Origin of the sequence: Nocardia sp. NPDC058176 (assembly GCF_042883805.1) — a bacterium.
Classification (GTDB): Bacteria; Actinomycetota; Actinomycetes; order Mycobacteriales; family Mycobacteriaceae; genus Nocardia.
This window is the reverse complement of sequence record NZ_JBHVVA010000003.1, coordinates 595,416-614,280: the sequence shown is the minus strand read 5'-3', so window position 1 is coordinate 614,280 and position 18,865 is coordinate 595,416. Positions and strand designations below refer to the sequence as shown.

The 18,865-nt window shown below is 65.6% G+C and carries 10 protein-coding genes; 1 reads left to right on the top strand and 9 read right to left on the bottom strand.

Annotated features, from left to right (window positions below):
* Positions 1–3: 3 nt before the first annotated feature.
* From ACFVVM_RS20765 to ACFVVM_RS20735, 7 genes are all read right to left on the bottom strand, one after another.
* Positions 4–1,944, bottom strand: coding sequence for a UvrD-helicase domain-containing protein (locus ACFVVM_RS20765; RefSeq protein WP_387620568.1), 1,941 nt, complete (start codon positions 1,942–1,944; stop codon positions 4–6).
* A 5-nt stretch (positions 1,945–1,949) separates the two neighbouring features.
* Entirely contained in the window at positions 1,950–6,743 is a 4,794-nt protein-coding gene (locus ACFVVM_RS20760) for a DEAD/DEAH box helicase (RefSeq protein WP_387620565.1), read from the bottom strand.
* A gap of 308 nt (positions 6,744–7,051) precedes the next feature.
* Positions 7,052–8,200 (bottom strand): DNA cytosine methyltransferase, encoded by a 1,149-nt coding sequence (locus ACFVVM_RS20755; RefSeq protein ID WP_387620562.1) that lies wholly within the window; start codon positions 8,198–8,200, stop codon positions 7,052–7,054.
* A gap of 38 nt (positions 8,201–8,238) precedes the next feature.
* A complete protein-coding gene (locus tag ACFVVM_RS20750; RefSeq protein ID WP_387620559.1) occupies positions 8,239–9,231 on the bottom strand; it encodes a DNA cytosine methyltransferase in 993 nt (330 codons plus the stop codon).
* Between the two features lie 77 nt (positions 9,232–9,308).
* Positions 9,309–12,266: a Z1 domain-containing protein gene (locus ACFVVM_RS20745; RefSeq protein ID WP_387620556.1), complete on the bottom strand. Its 2,958-nt coding sequence runs from the start codon at positions 12,264–12,266 to the stop codon at positions 9,309–9,311.
* On the bottom strand, positions 12,263–13,819 hold the full coding sequence (locus ACFVVM_RS20740) for an ATP-binding protein (protein WP_387620553.1): 1,557 nt from the start codon (positions 13,817–13,819) through the stop codon (positions 12,263–12,265). The genes ACFVVM_RS20745 and ACFVVM_RS20740 overlap by 4 nt, the downstream gene beginning before the upstream one ends.
* 154 nt (positions 13,820–13,973) lie before the next feature.
* Positions 13,974–14,435 carry a hypothetical protein gene (locus tag ACFVVM_RS20735; protein WP_387620550.1) on the bottom strand — a complete coding sequence of 154 codons (462 nt, stop codon included), beginning with the start codon at positions 14,433–14,435 and terminating at the stop codon, positions 13,974–13,976.
* Here ACFVVM_RS20735 and ACFVVM_RS20730 point away from each other — a divergent pair.
* Positions 14,418–15,560: a hypothetical protein gene (locus tag ACFVVM_RS20730; protein WP_387620547.1), complete on the top strand. Its 1,143-nt coding sequence runs from the start codon at positions 14,418–14,420 to the stop codon at positions 15,558–15,560. The two genes, ACFVVM_RS20735 and ACFVVM_RS20730, sit on opposite strands and share 18 nt — an antisense overlap.
* Before the next feature lie 68 nt (positions 15,561–15,628).
* Here the strand turns inward: ACFVVM_RS20730 and ACFVVM_RS20725 are convergent, their stop codons facing one another.
* Together ACFVVM_RS20725 and ACFVVM_RS20720 are read right to left on the bottom strand one after the other, a co-directional pair.
* Positions 15,629–17,299: a CocE/NonD family hydrolase gene (locus ACFVVM_RS20725; RefSeq protein WP_387620544.1), complete on the bottom strand. Its 1,671-nt coding sequence runs from the start codon at positions 17,297–17,299 to the stop codon at positions 15,629–15,631.
* A gap of 92 nt (positions 17,300–17,391) precedes the next feature.
* Positions 17,392–18,831: a MarR family transcriptional regulator gene (locus ACFVVM_RS20720; RefSeq protein ID WP_387620541.1), complete on the bottom strand. Its 1,440-nt coding sequence runs from the start codon at positions 18,829–18,831 to the stop codon at positions 17,392–17,394.
* Between the last annotated feature and the right edge of the window lie 34 nt (positions 18,832–18,865).

The following is an 18,865-nucleotide window of genomic DNA, read 5'->3' as shown; positions in this document are numbered from 1 at the left end:
TCTTCACTCCTTCCCCGGATCTCGCGATTCTTGGTCTGCCTTCGCCCACACGTATGTACCCAGCCCGCACAGGCGCGGCGCCAGCCAGACTCCGTACGATCCGAGGCCGGCACGGGCTGTTTCCGCGGTCGAGCCACCGACCGTTTCCACACAGTCGATATGCACCCATTCGATGGCATCAGGCCACCGACGTACCTGCTGTTTCGGATACTTCCGTCGCGACCGCGCCAGGTCTTCGAGGAATTGCTCGGAGGCCTCACCGATACGAATGCCACCGTGCCAGATGCCGTAGCTCGGCGGTACGTCGTCTTCCGGAAAGATTGGTGGCTCAGACACCAACCGGACCAGATCACCGGGTTGTACCGTCACTGCGAGGTATTCCTGGATACTGACGGCCGAAGTGTCGGACATCTGTGCCGGACGCTCACGAGCAACATCCACATCGCCGAATTCGAGCCCAGCCGACTTGTTGTACCTGTCGAACGTGTGCCAACGGTTGAAGCGTGGGTTACGTCGATTCCCAGAGAACACCCACGAGCGGAAAGGCTCCAACCGATAGTTGTCTTCACGCGCCCTGGTCAGCGCGACGTAGAGACGTCGGGCTTGTCCGGGAACATCCGCGTCGCGCCGGTCGTCCTCGTCCTCGTCGAGGACGAGAACACGATCGAACTCGAGGCCCTTGGCCCGGTGTACTGTCGAGAGCAACACCCCGCGCGCCTGGGAGTCCACGAGGTCATCGGGCACCCGCTGCTCGGCAATCACCCGATGCAGGCGTTCGAGGTCCACCACGCTTGGCGCCCGGCCACTCGCGACCATACGCAACGATCTCCATACTTTGCAGGGCTCGTCGACCAGACCTTCGACAGCACGGTGGAATCGATGCTCCGATATCGTCGGACCGCCATCGACCGCTTGGAACAGACGCACCATCCAGCTGGGAGCAGGCCGCGACTTCGGTGATCGCTGAATCGTGTGCGCGATGCCTTCTCGACAGAAGCTTGCCGACAGCTGGAGGACCTGGCCGTTCGTAGTACACAGGACGGCCGTCGACCCTTCGGCGTCTCGTAGCGACGCGAGAGCGAATTCGTCACGCCCCTTACCGACCAGGGCACCGAAGCTCGGCAGATTCGACAACGCCGCACACAGTTCTCGCTGGATCGCGCTCGCTGCCAGATCGGCCTCTGCGCGATCGGCCGGAATCGATTGCAGCCGCGGGCCGTACCCGAGCGCGATCTTCGCCTCGTCGGACCGGGCACGGAAGTTCTCGTCCAATCGCCGCTCGACGAGATCGTCCACAAACTCCGCGCGCAACCAACCGAAGAACCGATTCGCCTCAGCAGCTCTTTCGTCGAGATCCTCGATCTGAAAGCCGTAGATGGACTGGGCAGCATCACCGACCACGGTGAACCCGGCACAATCTCGCGTCGCCGCCAACAAGGCTTCGACCATCGATCTGCGCACACCGACGAGGTCCTGTACCTCGTCGATGACGAGGTGACTTGGCGGCTCGATCACCGGACCGTCCGGCCCGTCGTCGAAGATGCCCGCGCGGATCGATTCGGTCGCGGCCACGATGATGTCATCGAAGGACAAGCCGGTCAGATCCCGGTCAGGCTCGTACTCGTGGAGTACCGATCGGGCCCATCCGTCGAAGGTGTACGCCCGGACGCGGCGAGCAGATTCAGCGACCCGATCGATCCGATCGCGCAACGCGCGCACGGCCGCTCGGGAGAAACTCAGCGCCAGAATTTCGGCTGCCTCCAGCGGCTCATCTCCGTTGGCGCTCTTCGCACTGGTCAGGCGCTCCAGGCGGTAGGTCAGCATTGTTGTCTTACCTGCGCCTGCGCCCGCGGTCACCAGGGCCCGTGCACTCCAGTCGAGCTCGACGATCGCCTGTTGTGCGGCGGTGAGCTCGAAGGGAGGCCGAATCGAATCCGAGTTCACAGCGCCTACCTCCACAGGTATTCGAACTCGGTGAAGGCCAGCTTCGCATCGAAGTTCGAGATGTTGTCCCGGACATCGAGGATCAGGCACTCGGCCTCACCGCCGTTGGCGATACCGCGAAGGCCCCGGCCGATCATCTGCTGATACAGGTTCGCGCTGTAAACCGGCCGCGCGATCACCACCGCGCGAGTGGCGGGCGCGTCGAAGCCTTGAGAGAGCACACCGTAGTTGGTGATCACTCGAATACGCCCCGCCCGGAACTCCTCAACCCTTCGTCGGCGATCGGCAGGAGCGGTCATCGCATCGATCGCTACCGAGCGGATACCTCTGCCCTGCAGTCGTGCGGCCAGAATCTTCGCGTGATCGACGGAGGTCGCGAAGACGAGTATCGGCCAGTCAGCGGGGAGATCGGTGATCGCTCGAACCAACGCATCATTTCGGCCTTCGTGGTCGGCCAGTTTGCGCTCGGCGCTCTTGGGCAGCACGCCTGCTGCCGCGAAGTTACCGACCTGGTTCATCGCCTGGAGCTCGCCCGCGTCCAACTCGATGTCGGCCCCGACGAGTTCGCGATGTTCTACCTTGGCGAGAATGCGTAACTTCTGCAGTGCCTCGATCGGGTTGTGGTCTCCGAAGACCCCCCGATCGAGGCGGAAGTCACCGAACCGCTGGGCCAACAGCCTGGTTCGTTCCTCGTCGTTGCGGAAGGGCGTGGCCGACAGGCCGACCAGGTGTCGCGAGGTCATGGCATGGGTCAAGCCCATCCATCGGAGTATTTCGGTGTACCGGGGTGAGCCGGCACCGTGTGCTTCGTCGACGAGGACCAAGGCGGCATTGCGCAACCACGCGTAGTCGTCGTCGTCGGGCAGGTACTGAGCCAGTTTCGCATCGGTGGCAACAACGAGATGTGTTCGATCACGCACCGCGGTGGAGGAATTGGAGCTCCAGAATCTGTCGATGACGAGAGGGCGGTCGGGGCCGACCTTCTCCCAGACGAACCGCCACGACTGGACGGCTTGCTCACACAGCTCCTCCGTTTGGGCAATCCACAGGATCGGGCCCGTCGGCACTCCGGATTCCCGCACCCACCGAATCACTCCTTCCGCCGCCACACGAGTTTTACCCGCACCGGTCGGAAGGCTCAGCATGCCGCGACGAGGCGTTTCGGAACAGAGCATCTGGAGCAGTCGATCAGCGACGATCTCCTGGTAGGGGTGCAGTGCGGGGAAGTCCTTCGGCCCGTCGACCGCCTCTCGCGGATCGAGTCTCGGCTGCTGTGACCCCGCGAAATCGAGGGGAATCCCCAAGCCGTCGACGAACTGTCGCGCCCGTTCACCCCCATTGAACGACGCCGGGCAACCCGGCACCCACGCGATCTGTTTCGCATAAGTCTTCAGCACCAGATCATCGAACGTATACAACGCCAATTGGGCCAACCGATCCAGATCGTTCCGTTCGTCCGCGCCGACCAGGCCGGAGGGCAGGTTCGCGAGAAGTTGGTCGGTGGTGAGCATCAAGGCCAGTTTCGCGGCCATTGTCGGTGCCTTCTTGATTGCGTCGAGGCGTCGGACTGTCGCCTCGTCCGCTGCCCGTTTCTCCTGCTCTGCGATGACCTTTCGGCAACCGTCCGGCCCGAGCCCGAGGTCGAGTTCGGCATCGGCGAGGACGAGGACCTCCAGGCCGTCGATATCTGCAGGAACGAGCACTGTGGACTCTTCACGAGCCGACTGCAGAGGGACCGATCGAGCACCGTTCGGGGTCCGGGTGACCTGCTCGAGTTCCGCGCATCGCTGCAACTGGACACCTCGAACCCGTGCCCCGAATCGTTGTCTCAACAGCGGGTATTCATCGATGAGAGCAACGGCTGCGCCGGACGGTGCAAACCGTATCCGACGTTCGATCACATCGGAGACCCGTCGCATGCCCCACGATGCGATCATCGCTTCCGCCTGTTCGGCGTCTTCGTAGCGGTCGACCAGCAGGGCCGGATGACCTTCTTCCACCAGATCCCGATACTCGGCCCGCGTGGTCGCAACGGCGATATCGCCGTCCGGGAGGTTCGCCCACACGTCGCCGACCTGGCAACGTACGCCGGACTCCGCGGACACGAGGTCGTATGCCACGCGCATCAGCAGCGCGTAGTTGCGCCCGACGAAGGCCGCGTCCTCGCTCGTGCGCACGGCTTCGAGGAGACTCGTCCATAGCGCGGGCGGCACTTCCTCGACCGTATTCGGCATCCGCAGTTTCAGCGCTTTCGCCTCGCTGATCTCGGCGACAGGAAGTACCGCGGCGTAATCCCCCAGGCCCGGGCCCAGAGCTTTGCGTACTTCGACCAGTCCTTGCGAGGTTCGGACGAAACCCTCCTCGGTGAACAGCCACCGAACCGGCGAAATCACCTGGGCTCGGGAGTTGGTCTGCTTTCCGATCTGGCGCGTCCACGTCTCCACGATGTCGGACTCGGATACCCGTTCCAGGAACGCGGCTCGTCCCTCCTTCGACAGCCGCTTGAACAAGTGCAATGGACCGGCGCTCGGCCCACCGTGGAATTGCAGGGTTCGCGACTGCACCTTGGGAGCCGTCGGCGGCAGACTCGCACAGTACTGTTCGTACATCGCTTCCCGGTACCCCTCGAACCACCCGTCCGAGTCCGGATGATGTCCGGACTCGGGGCGATCGGGGACCCCGAACTCGCGCAGTATCGAGCGATCGTTGGCGTGGAAACTCATGTCCACTGTCAGCGCTGCATCGCGCGAACCGTCCGGTGGCACGATGATCCCTGGGAGGACGAGGCTCTTGATCGGGACGAATCGGCCCTCCATGTTTCGCGCGTGCAGGACGATTGACACATCATCGACTCGATTGCGGATCTCTTGGGCCTGCGCCGCGCCGCCACAGCTGTTGAGCAGTTCCCAGAACCGCATCCAATCGGCGTCTTCGTACCCGGCGAACCCCTGATCGAGGACACTGTGGAACCGCCCCTCGGTGTCGGCCTCCCGCACACCCAGTTCGTTCAAGAGGGATGCGATGGTCTGGTCGTTCGCCAGGTCCGAATGCACATAGACCATGTCGTCGCGTAGGCCGTCATCACTCGTGCGGCGAAACACTGTGCCCACGATGGGCGCAACGAATCTCCCGTCTTCGGCCAGCAGCACTCTCGATCGTCGGAGTTCTGCTGCCGCCTCAGCGTGCCTCGGTCCGGTGAACTCACTGCGTAGCAGATGCACAAGCAGCCGAATCGCCGCGGCAGACGCTTGAACGGTTCGGTCCTCGACCAATGCCTCGACCCATGCGCGCGGCGCAGCGGGACCGTCGTGATCAGACTCCTGAATGACGTGAGAGACCTTGCCCCGACGCGAGTTCGGTCCCTCGACGGAGTGGTGTACCCAGTTGCGCGGCCGCCCCGGATAGGACGCCCACATCTTCAGCGCCGTCACGGTCACCGGCGCCTCGGGATGGATCCGCAGCTCGGACGGCAACCGCAAGGTGCCGTCCTGATCCGGGAGGGATGGATTCGTCGCCATCAACCGCCAGACCTGCTCGGTCAGGTATCGGCAGGCCCAGTTCGGTGATTCCTTCGGCCGACCGGGAAGCAACGGGAGGAAGGCACCCGGGTCGTCCGCGGGCGACAGCTCTTCGAGCGAGCCTACGACGAGTCGGGCGGCGACACGCAGCAGCTCGGAGTTGAGCTCACTGCTGTCCAGCAAGTTCTGCCTGTCCTCGTTCGTTTTCCACGCCGAGTTCAGCGCGCCGCTCAGCGTGGTCGGATATTTGGTCGGGAAGAACGACCAGAAGACCCCGCGGTCGTTGGGGACCAGCAGAAACCCCGTCTCGGGCGACCGGGTGTACTCGGGAACCGCCCAGGACACATCGATCGTGACACGGTCGTGCAATTCGCCTGCCCGACCCCGAGATTCGTCGCTGACCTGGTGCGGAGTGGAGAAGACACGAAAGCTCTCCGAGGTCGAGTGGGCACCACTGCGCTGCTGGTGAATACTGCGCCTGCTGCCGCTGTGGTCGACGCTGAGATCTCGGCGGGTGATAGGCATGCTGGCACGGTCATCGAGCGACAGCTTTCCGACATGCGGCGAGAAGAGCTGGAACAGATGTGGAAACTCGCGGGGCGCACCGATTTCTCCGGTACGCCGAGTATGGATGTCATACGAGAGCTTCGCCGCAGCGCCGGGCTCGAGCGGCAGACGAACGACGGTCGTCGCCCAGGACAGCAGTTCATCGAGGACTCGGTCGTGCCGACGTTCCGCGGTCGAGTCCAGTCTGCGGGCAAGGCGCAGTACGGGAACCTCACCGACGTTGTCGACTGCAGCGAGTCCCTCTGCTCGGCGTGCATCGTTGACCGCACGGAGAATCTCCTGCGCGGCCCAGTCTGCGTCGAAACCGAACGATCCGGTTGTACTGAAGAACTGCGGCGTCCGCGTCACCGAGAGGACGGACTTGACGCCGACGCCGAACCGGCCGATCTGTCCTCCGCGCTTCTTCGACACTCCCATCCGCAGAATCGTGTCGACACCCGTCGTGGTGATCGGCGAGCCCTCGTTTGCGCAGTAGAGGTAGTCGGTGGTGAGCACAACATCGATTCGCCCACCGGCGAACTCCGGAGCCTGTAGCTCGTCCGCGGCGTTCTGAACGAGCTCGAAGATCTGTCGGTCGCCGTATCCACCCTGGTGAATGCGTCGCTCGCCGTTCGCATCCTCCTCGATCCGAGCCGGATTGACCTGATAGGTACGCAGCGCCAACTGGGTCAGCTCCTCGACCTTGGCAACAACGTCGAGTTCGGTCGATGTCATATTCACTCTTCGTTTCCGGTTGCCACGGGAACCACGGCCCGTCGTGAATGACCGACTCGATGAGCAGGCTGTATCAGCAGTCCGCAGGCCGCCCGGAGCGGCCCCGCGGAATATGCGATGCGCACCATGTCCCAGTCGTAATCGTTCACAGCTCTCCCACTATCACCACACCTGTTCGACGAAGGGAGGTTTGACGCCCCCTCGTTACGGGTAACGATAGGCGCTGCTGCCGACATGTCGCAGCTATCACTGAGCACAAATTGCATACATCATCGGTCGCGACGGTCCCACCAGCACAGACGCGGAGTTCAGGAGTAGGCCTTCGCCATCCCCGATGGCGCCACACGGACGCGTTCACGGATCTCGGTCAGAACTGCGGGCACATTGCCTGTCGCGGCGCCGCACACCTCATCCCAACGCAACTCGAACACCTTGTCCGCCTGCGCACGGGTGACCTGGCAGCCGAGCGCTGCCGACAGAATATGAAGTCCGAAGATCGGTGGGACGGCGTTGCCGATCTGCTGGGCCACCGCACCGCCTCGCCACGGAAAATCCACCGGAAAGCTCTGCAGGCGCCCGGCTTCCCACTCTTCGAAGCGATCGGTGTTCCCGTTGCTGACAACCTTGTTCCGAGAGATCTTGCCCGTGACGGTCGCCGACGGCTGGTCCGAGGATCGCACGCCCCGGATTCTCGGGTTGCCGCCGGTGCCGTAGTTCGAGATGACCTCGAAACGGTGTGGTCGCCCCGGCAGTGCCTGCCCCATGGTCTTCCAGTTCGGCAGATCCCTGTCGTCTTGCGGCCGCAAGCCGGACTTGCGATAGATGCGGTGCGTCGCGCCAGGCATGGTCCGCGGTCCGGTCCGGGAAGCGATGAGTACCGCCCGACGTCGAGTCTGCGGTACCCCGTACATCTCGGTGTGCAGCACCTCGGCCGCCACGTGGTAGTCGAGATCGTCGCGCAGAACTCGACCGATGGCCTTCCACACCGGTAGGACCGCAGGAACCTGCTCCAGCACGATCGTTTCGAACGGTCGGCCGAGCTCGTGCGCCCGCAGCGCCCAACGAAGGGGCTCCAGGACAAGGCCCGTCCGCTCGTCGTTCAGCGCTGCCAGTTCGTTCTGGACCGGCAGCCCGGCAGCCATGGCCTCGATGAACCCCAGGACCGTGTTCAATGCCCGACGGCCGGTACCGTTTCCTGCGACGGTGAAGGTTTGACACGGCGGACCACCGGTCAGTGTGGTCGCCGCCGGGAAATCCTCGGGGCCGAGGTCGCGCACATCGTGTCGCTCGGCATTGAATCCTGCCGCCGCGCGAGTACACAGTGCGTCGTCGTCCCATTCCAGGCCGTACGCGTCGAGTCCGAGCCATCGCGCCGCAACATCCAACCCGCCGGGACCAGCGAACAAGTCGATGGTATCGGCATGTTCTCTGGGGTTGGTACGGCAATCAGCTGGCATGACATCGAAGCCTATCGGGCACTCCCGATCTGCTCTATTCAGCAGGACAAAACAGTTCGAACAGCTGATCCGAGTATACGGGCGACCGGCGGAGGAGTCGCATTGCCGATCTGACGGTATCGCGCAGTCTTACGACCACAGATCCGCCAACTGCCGGGAAAGCCTTGGAGCTCGGCAACCTGGTCGACCGTGAGACGGACCCGGCGATCGTCCGACGCCGGATCCCAGTCGAAATCCAAGGCGGGTGGCCGATCGGCCAGCGACTTTCCCTCGACACCCAATCTCGCCCACGCCCGTTGCGATCCGGCGGGTCCCAGATCGGCACCGCCTCTGTCCCATGAGCCACCGACGATCGTCGGTGCGATCCGGTCCGCGTAGCAAGCCCATTCGCCTGCCTGTAGCCAACCCCGCGCGCCCATCGATGCCCGCAGGACGGAACCCACCGACAGGCTCGATGACGGCTCCACGGTGCCCAACGCGGCATCGAACTCGGCCAACCCGCCGTCACGGAATGCGACGAGGATCCCGAGTTCACGGTGCTGTGGCACCCCGAAATCGCAGGCATTCACCACGCGCCAACCGAATTCGTACCCGACATCCTCCAGGTACTTCTCCAGGTAGGACCGGCTCTCGGCATATTCGGACCGGGACACCAGAGCCGGAACGTTCTCCAGGATCACCGCGCGTGGTCGTAGCTGCCAGATCCAGTGGCCAGTGGTGTCGAGCAGCGCCAGTTCCCCGCCGTCACCTCGGGTGCGCGAGGCAGTTGCGGCCGACCGCACCCGCGGCAGTCCCGCCGAGAGCAGGTCGATCGAACCGTCGAGGAACAGGTCGACACTGGGATTCATCCGCAGGATGTCTCGGTGCACCACCGGCCACTGCGGGCGGTTCGTCCGAAGAGTCTCGCAGGCAACGTCCCGACTGTCGACGAGCGCTGCCGGATCGAAGCCTGCCTGCTCCAACCCCAACGCCATCCCGCCTGCGCCCGCGCAGAGTTCCACGGATGCCAGCCGCCGCCCCACGCCAGCCATCGATGTCCCTTTCACCCGCCCGACTCGGAGATCCAGGATAGCGCTGGGCGTGCGGGCCACCTGTGACAGCCGAATGCTCAGCTGTCCCTTTCCGCCTCGACGATGGCGTTCTCGGTGGACGAATCCGTGGTTTCGAAGCGGACGGCGCGGGAGTCTCGGCCGAGCGCGGTCGAGGGAGCGACGAAGCCGAAGGTGAGGACAAGTTTGCCCGGGTCGATGGCGCCGTCGGGAGCGAAGTCGGCCAGGTGGGTGGGTTCGACCACGGAGTGCAGGAGGAGGGCGCCGCGCCGTTCGGCACGGAAGGACTCGGTGAGCGGGTCACCGGAATCGGGGAGGGCGTCGGCGATGCGGCGGGCGATGGTGCGGTGCCAGTTGTAGCTGATGGCGCCGAACAGGGGGTCACGGCGGCGGCCGCGGTCCCAGCGCGGCAGGGTGTGGTGACCGAGCGGGAGCACGGCGGCACTGCGGTTGGGTTGTGGGCACAGGACGACCCAGTCGAGGACGTCGCCGTCCGCGGTAATCGAGCGCAGGTACTCCAGATCGGGCGCGAACTGGCGTTCCGCGCGCCAGCGCACCGTTTCCAGCACCTCGAGTAGCCGGTCGGCCGGGATGACGGCGTGGTGCGCGGTCATCGCATGACTGGCAGCACCGTCGGGAAAGTGGTACGCGAAATCGGCGGGCACAGTGGAGAGCTCGTCGATGATCGGCAGCCAGGCGCCCACATTGTGGCGCAGGTCGGCCGCGATCGTCGGGTAGGCGGTGGGCTCGCGCCACCGCCCGGGCGAACGTACCTCCACCAGGCGCGCGTTGTACATCTTGTTCTTGCTGGTCGGCGGCAACAAGGGCAGGTGCTGGGACACCAGGGGCGGGACCTGGGCGGGGGTCACCTGTGGTTCGCCGTCGACCATCGTGGCGTACTGCCGCAGTTCCTGGCGGAACGCGTCCTCGTCCTGGCAGATGGCCTCGAACATCTGGTAGAGGTCGAAGGTCTTGCGGCCCGGACCGGCTTCCTCGCGGCCGATGTAGAGACGCACCAGGTCGCGGTAGCCGCGGCGGAAACCGAACCAGCGACCCATCTGCATGAGCGCGGACATATTTCCGGCGCGACGCCGGAAATACGAGACGGTGAGGCCCTCGATGGTGAAGCCACGGGACAGCTTCTGACCGCCGATGAGGATCTTCCAGATCGGGCGCTTGTCGAAGTCGGCCTCGCCGGTCTCCAGCGCCTTGTCGCCGTTGACGACGATGATCGGGCGCTGGTCGCCGCCGATACGGATGACGGCTGGGCTGACGTATGGCCGGAGCGTCTCGAAATCCGGCGGGACGGCATGCCCGTCCGCGCGCGCTGCGCTGACCAGGGCCACGTCGGAGTCGAAAAGGTCGCGCAATCGCACGTGACCCGAGGCCCCGGAATAGTCGGCGTTCCACCAGACGTCGGTGACTCGTGCCAGCAGTTCCCGGTGGTCGGCCACGAAACTGGACTCGTGGATGAGCATCGTGTGATGGGTGAAATAGCCGTCGCCGAGGCCGCGCTCCTCACGGTAGACCTTCATCGCCGCGGCCAGGACGAACATGTCGACGGCCCGGACGAGGGCCTCGGTGTCGTCCTCGTCGGCCACGACCACGTCGCGGACGTGGGCCTTCTCGTTCGAATTCGCGTAGGTACGTTCGGATTCCGGGACAGCGGAATCGATGTCGTGGAAGTCCGTGGCGCCCATGTAGCCGGCCGGGCGTTCCAGCGAGAGCAGGAAATCCTTGGGGAAGATGTCAGTGGTGTCGGAGGGGTCGATGAAGACGTTGGCGTACGGGGTGGCGGTGTAGCCGAGGTACTGGGCGCGCGGGAGCATGGTCAGCAGGTCGGCGATCGACTGGTTGATCGCGGTGCGCTCGGTATCGGGTTTGGGGCGTGTGGTGTTGACCGAGGCCTCGTCGGACTCGTCGTCGATGATCAGGACGGGGATTTCCGACAGCGGCGTCTTGATCTTGCCGAGGTCTTTGACGAGCCTGGTCAGGACGGTCTTGTTCTTTTTGACGACCATGAGGCGGGCGGCGGCGCGGTGCAGATTGACCGGGTCGTAGAGCGGTAGGGCAGGTTCGCGTTTCTCGAATTCGAGCGCGTAGATCCCCTGCTGCAGGCTGCGGTAGTCGTTGTCGCGCGTCGTGAGGCGGTGGATGTCGAACCAGCCCTGCACAGAGGGAAGATCACCGAAGCCGAGGAAGTGGCCACCGATCCACGCTGGGTCGTCGTGGTAGTCGGATTCGTGTTCAGCGGCACCACGCACGATGTTCTCGCGGCCGACCAGTTCCATGTCGAGACGGCGCTGGGTCTGGGCGCGGAGCAGGTTCAGTGTGCCGGACAAGACGATGACAAGCCGGTATCCAGCATCGACTGCCTTGGCCACAACCCCGGTGAAGTTCGCGGTCTTGCCCGACTGGACGTAGCCGACAACCAGACCCTTGGACTGATAGGCGGTCCGAGCGGTCGGATCCGCGAGGCGTTCGACCACGGCGTCAGTAGCGGCATCGAGATCGGCGACCGCTTCTGGCGACCACTGCTTACGGGCGAGCAGCAAGCGGTAGTTGTTCCAGTAGCCTTCGCGTCCGTGTCGGGAGAATCTGATGGGCCGAGCGTGATACCAGGGCTCGAAACGGGTACCGATGACCACCGGTTTCGGCAAGGTGGGGATGGGTGCGTTGGCTTCGAGCAGCTTGGCGGTGGCCAGGTCCACACCCAGACGCAGGCAGATGTGTGCGCGCCGCTCGGGTGTCCGGGGCTCGGTGTCGGACCACGTCGGCGCCGCCTCGAAGTCCCACTGATAGAGCTGGGTCCGCCACGTCTCCACCAGGGCCAGGTTGTCGGACACGAACAGCAGTGCCTCGCGGAAGTCTTCCTCGGTGGCGAACGGCATCGCCTCGGTGAAGTCCTCGGCCTGATAGCGCATGGAAGACAGCAGGTTCCGTGGTCGGGTGCCCGCCATCTCACCGAGTACGTGCTGATGCAGACGCAGACGCAGATCCGCAGGCCCTGGATTCACGCGTCGGCCTGATCGAGCTCGGCGCGCGCCGCCGACAGCAGAACCGACTGCCACAGCTGCAGATTGTCCTTCGTCCGCGGTCCGTTGAACTCCTTGCCGAACACCTCGTGCAGCAGGAAATACATGAGCGCCTTCACCATCGGGGCATCGTCGACCGTGCCGCGATGACCGCCGTTGAGCGCCGTGCGATAACGCCGGTTCAAGCCGATGGTTCGGTTGTCGCGGTCGATGTCGAAGAACACGTCGTCGGCAAGTTTGCGCCACTCGATGGCGATCGGTTCCTCACCAGGAAAGACAGGCAACTCGTCATCGATGGTCTCCCGCAGGGCCTGCGCGAAACCACGGCCCGCGGGGATCACCGGCTTGCGAGTCGCGCCCGCGCGACGGCGGGCTTCACGATAGATCTGCTGCGCATCGGCAAGGAACTCGGCGAAGGTGTGTCCGTTGTCGTCAACCGCCTTCTCGACCGCCTCCGCGAACTCCGGAGAAACGTCGACACCCTCCTTCTTCACCGTGAGCCGGAAGATGTCGCTCACCTCGACAGGCAGATCGACCTCGACCCGGGCGAGCGCCAGGTGCTGCTCGGGCTGGCGGACGTTGTTCCAGCCGCCGGCCTGGACGACGCGGCCGTTGCGATAGAAGTAGAAGCCCTGGCGATCCAGGACACTGCCGAACGACTTGTATTCGCTCAACGAAGACTTGGCAGGCCAGACGTGGGCGGTCAGCTGAACCCGACCGAGGCCGGGCAGATCGACGCTGAAGGCGCGGGGATACTCGGGATGGCCCGCCACGGGGTAACCGAAAGGATTCAAGGCCACGACACCGAAGTTGGCGTAGATGTCTCCGGTGCGGATGTCCTCGACAGCGATGGTGATGTTGAAGTCATCACGGGTCAGGAACCGATGTAACTGCACACCGAGGTGCAGTCCGAGCCTGGCGATCGTGCGGTCCAGATAGCGCCCGGTCTGGGCGGCGCCGACATTTCGAGGGAAGTCCTTGACACCGTCCCAACGAATCACGGTGCCCTGCCAGGTGATCGGGCAGCCGTGGTAGCGATCGATCAGGGACTGGGCATAGCGGGGTTCGACGATGTCGCAACGGAAGTCCGCGCGAGCGCGCTCCATCGCCCAACGGCGGCCTGCGGGACGCGACTTGCGTGTGCGGCTGACCACCGTCAGGGCCGAAGCCTCACTCAACGAGGCGGATTTCAGGCCGGTTCCGAACATTCCGAGGGACTCGGGGGCGTAGTCACGACGGCCACCGACGGTCATCGCGACGTCGAGATCGTCCTCGGCCATGCCGCATCCATCGTCGATGATGAGCAGACTGAGCAGGTCGTCACCGTCGCGGAGGAAGTGGATGACGACGTCGTGCGCGCCCGCATCGATGGAGTTGTCCACCAGATCGGCGACCGCCGCCTCGAATCCGTATCCCTGGCTGGTCAGCGCCTCCATGTACCGGGCATCCGGCGGGAGGTATCTGTGCCCCGCCGTCGGCACTTCGAACTGCCAGTCAGCCGTCATCTCCAACCCCGAATCACCCTGCGCCGTCACCGAGAAGAATTCTCCTCCCGCGTTGATCGCGAAGCACACTCAGGTGTTACAGCGGGTCTAAGGCGTTGTGGCGAGCCTACTGATCAGTCGCGCTGGATACCTACTGGTCGCCATATCGGCGTGGGTTGACGTTGGTTCACATGTAATCTGGCCGTTATTTTCGTTGTTGCGTACAAGAATTCCGGGAAGTGGTGGTGGGTAGGGGGCTGGACAGGGCATTCTCGGCGGGAAGAACCGTTGTATCGAGGAGTTGTATGGCTGCCCGGAGTGAGCGTGACGGTGGCAGGCCGGGGGTGATGCCCGCGGTAGAGCGGTTGCCCGCGGAGCAGGCGCGGGATTTGTTCGAGTTGACCAGGGCCGCTTCGACGTTCGAGGCGGCGGCGTTGGACAAGTCGATCGATTCGATGATCGGGGCGTTGCCGCGGCCGTTGCGGGCGGTGACGAAGAAGATCATGTTCGGGGGGCGATGACCGATCTCACTACGCGGGCGCAGTTGATTCTGCTGGCTCGGACGCTGCATGTGCATCCGCAGCGATTGCATCATCTGCGGTATCTGGGTGCGGAGCGGTTGCATGAACTGCAGCAGCAGATTTCGGGGGTGTTGTTCGATCAGCACACGCCGGTGTTTCGGCGGATCAGCGCGTTGGTGCCGGTCATTCCGTTGTCGATCTCGATCCCGTTGGTGCAGCGGCTGGTTCCGCCGATGACGACGGGACGGGCGGCGGGGGCCGTCGGGCTGGAGCATCCGGGGAAGGCCGTCGAGACGCTGGCGTTGCTCGATCCGGGGTACGCGGCGGACTGCGCGCCGTATCTGGATCCTCGGGCCATCGCGCAATTGGCGGAGGTGGCGCCGACGGGGCCGGTGGTCGACATCGTCAACGAACTGCTGCGGCGGCGCGACTACGTGACGGCGGGGCCGTTTCTGTCCTGCGCCACACCGGAATTGATAGCGGCCGTGGAGGCGGGGGTCCACGATGACGCGGGGCTGATCCATTCGGCCTCCTACTCCTATGACGCCGAGATCCTCAGTGCCGTGGTGCGGCAGCTGCTCGACGGACCGCACCGGCGGATCCCACGGATGGCGCAGACGGTGTTGGCCGGGCCGCCCGCCCTGCAGCACGCCGCGCTCTCGGTGTTCTCGCGGTGCGCGCCCGAGGTGATCAGCCAGGTGGGCGACGTCCTCTTCGGCAACGCCCGGCCCGACGATGTCGCCACCCTGGTCGACAACGCCCTCCTCGTGGGCGCCGCTCCGGAATTCCTCACGCTGGCCGGACATCTCACTCCGCTGGGACTGTGGACACTGGTGAGCAATCCGGTATTCGAGCATCCGAATGTGGGGACCGGGCTGGTCACCGCACTGGACAACCGTGACGACGCGGGGAGCTGGCGTGGTCTGTTCACCCTGATGACGCGAATGGGCGATCAGGTCCGTGGCGAGGTCGGCTACGCCCTGGCCACGCTGTCGGACGCCGCGGTGGCCGCGCTGCCCGCCCGTGCCACCGAAACCGGCTGCTGGCCAGCACTTCTCGACTTGGTCGCGATGGCGGGGAGCGAGGCGCAGTCCAGGTTCGGCGCGGTCTGGTCGAGACTGGGGCCGGAGCGCCGAGCCCATCTGCACCGGTGCATCACCGAACACCGGTATGACGCACGGTTGGCCGAGATCACCGCACTGGTCGCGCCGGTCGCGGTCGACGAACTGTTCTTCCAGCGTCGGCGCAAGCAGCGGTATCGCAACGGCTGACACGGACAGCGGGACGGATCGGCGCCGGCCCGCCGCCGATCGTGGACAGGTTCACCGCGGCTCGACGCTCAATCCGCGATCACGGGCAGCTCGACCCAGCTGGGCGTCGCGGCACCGTGGTGGACGCGCTGGTGCGCGACAACCATGCCGTCGGCATTCTGATCACCGGTGTTGAGGTTGCGGTCCCATCGGGGAAAACAACTGCTGGTGACGTGCACGCGCAGCCGGTGGCCCGCGAGGAAGACATTGCTCGTCGACCACAGGTCGATCTCGACCAGCCGCACCTGATCGGCGCCGTCGAGGATCCGCGTGATCCCGTCGCAGATGACCCACGAACGCCCCTCGGGGTCGACGTCGCACAGCCGGACGACCCAGTCGGTCGCACCGGCGGAACTCTGCACGGTGATGGCGGCGCGCAGTCGGCCGGTGACCTCCAGATCGGCGGCCAGCGGCGCCGAGGTGTAGACGAGAACGTCGTCGCGGCCCTCGATGGGCGCCTGGTCCATGGGACCGCCGTGGAATCCGGGCATCAGCATGGCCGCACCACCCGTGGTGGGCACCGGGTCCGCTGGGTCGTAGTCGTATTCCCGGGTCTCGGTGTCCGGCGACGCCGACGCATCCGGGTCGAGGCCGCCGTCGGAGCGGAGGTGCCAGCGCTGGTCGACAGCGCGGGCCAACGGCCACTCCGGTTCGTCGCGCCATTCGTTGCGGCCCATGACGAAGATCCGAACGCGGTTGTCCGGCTGGTCGCCCGCCGCGGCACCGTCACCCAGGTACTCGGTCAGGAAGCCGAGGTGGCGGGCGAACCATGAGTCGGTGTAGTCCGCCATGAACGTGTCGCGCGCGCTGCGAATCCCGAAGCTCCGCTGCCCTATCCGATCGGCGAGGCTGGTGTGCGTCCACGGGCCCACCGTGAGCCGGGCGTCGAGGCCGCGCTCACGTGCGGCCATGTAGGTGTCGAGCGAGCCCTGAATGAACAGGTCGTACCAGCCGGCCGTCGCGGCGACACCGAGATCCGCGTCGAGGCCGTCGAAATCGGCGTCGGTGTAGCTCGTGGCGACGACGTTGTCCGGATGCATACTGGCGGTCGGCAGGCCGTTCAGCTTCGCATACGGCATCTCGATCGCGGGCAGTGTCCAGTACCCGTCCGTGGCGAGCGCGTCGTAGGTGTCCGCGAGCAGGTCGTAGCGCTCCTGATGGGTCTGCGGTGTGCTCGTCCGCGCGAGGTAGTCGAATCCCTGGAACAGGGTCCAGAAAGCAGGCAGGCCCAGATCGATGGCGCCGTCCCGCCGGATGACACCGTCCGCCATGTCACGCCAGGTCAGGGCAGGCATGATGGCCTTCAGCGAGGGCGGCCTCGTCACGGCGGCGGCCCACTGGGTGGTGCCGATGTAGCTGGCGCCGTACATGCCCACCCGCCCGTTCGATCCGGGCAGCCGCGCGGCCCATTCGACCGAGTCGTAGCCGTCCTCGCGTTCGTGCTCGAACGCCTCCCATTCGCCATCGGAGGCGTACCGCCCCCGCACGTCCTGCACCGCGACGATGAAACCCGACCGGGAGAGCAGGAGCGGATCGAAGCCGCCATCGGAGGGACTGATCTTGTTGTACGGCGTGCGGGAGAGGACCACCGGGAACGTGCCCGGCGCGTTCGGCCGGAATACGTTGGCGCGCAGGATGACTCCGTCGCGCATACGCGCTTCGACGTCGAATTCGATGGTGACCGGAAGTGTGGGGTTCATGCCGGGCGACGCTAGGCCCGCTCCGGGGAGCGGAACCGCGTCGCCGCGTGGATTGCAACGATTCGGGTGCATGAATTGCAGTCCGCGCGGTGTCACCCCTCGGGCGAGGAGGTGAGTCCTCGGGTGATGCGGGCAGCCACCGCCGTCGCCTCCGCGCGGAGGCGATCCGCGCGTGCCTCGATGTCCCTGGTCGGGCCGACGAGACACACAGCACCCGCCACCTCGCCCGCCAGGCCCCACACCGGCGCCGAGACGGAGGTGATTCCGTTCTCGCCGTGTTCCCGGACGACCACCGACCCCTCGGCGCGTAGCTCGTCGACGACCGCGAGGAAGCCCGCCACCGTGCGGGGCATTCCGCGCGCCTTCGACCGAGGTGTGTAGACGAAGACCTCTTCGACGATGTCGTCGGAGACGCCGCTGATCAGCGCGGGCGCTCCCGCCGAACCGGACAGAGGGAAGGGGCGCCCGAGCCACGAGGTGGTGGCCAGCTCGCCCCTGGACAACACCTCCGCCAGCGTCACACTCCGCGCTCCCACCAGCGCGGTGAGATACGCACTGATCGGTCCGAGTGCGGCGGGGACGCGCAGCTCCCGGTTCGCCACCGCGGTCAGGCGTGGACGAATTCGCACCGTGTACCAGCCACCGAGGCGCAACGTCGCTCGATACCCGGCGAGAGCGGGCGGCCCTTCGACGAGACCGACGGCTGTCGCCGACTCGAGGATTCGTCTCGCCCGCTCCACCCGGCAGCCGGTCCGCTCGGCCAGCACACGCACCGGCGAACGCGGGTCGCGTACCACCTCGTGCAGGAGCCGAACGCACAGTTCCAACGCCGTATCGCCCCGCGCCGACTCTTCGCCTCGACTGTTCGGGCGCGCCGGGTCACCGTCGAGAATCGCCTGCTCGAGGTAGGCACCCTGGATGCGCAGACCCGCATCGAGCATCGCGCCATCGTTGTCGCGGAACTCCGGAACGCGGATCATCATCCCCGCGAACGGCATCGGCCCATCGCCCCGGATGGGGACAAGACGATCCACCACCCCACCCGGCGTCCTCCCGCGGTACACGCGGCGCGTGCCGCCCAGGTCGACCGGCGTCCCGAGGCCTCGCGCGAGCGCGCCTGAGCTGTCCGCGAGCGTGAGACCGGGCTCGGCGGCCGCGGTCAGCGTCCACGCGCCCGGGGCGCTGAAGATCACCCGGAACCGCCCGCTCGCGGACCCGGGGGCGAGCGGCGCCACCACGCACGCCGTTTCGCCGAGCATGCTCAGCCGCCCGATCGAGACCTGCAACCCCGGGTAGTAGTGGCGTGCCGCCGCACCGGCGAGCGCGAACGCCCTGTCACCCAGGTCGTAGCCCGGCGACCGTCCGCAGCGCGTGAGCAGCCCGTGATCCGCGAGCTCCGCCGCGATCCGCGATGATGTCGACGTCGTGAGGCCCGTGCTCCGCGCGATGTCGGAAACCGAACGCGGCGAGTCCGACTCGGCGACGTAGGCGAGCACTGTCAGAACGCTGGTCAGACGGCGGTGCGCCGACATCGGATCCACCTTTCGTCAGCCGTTGTCGCGCGGG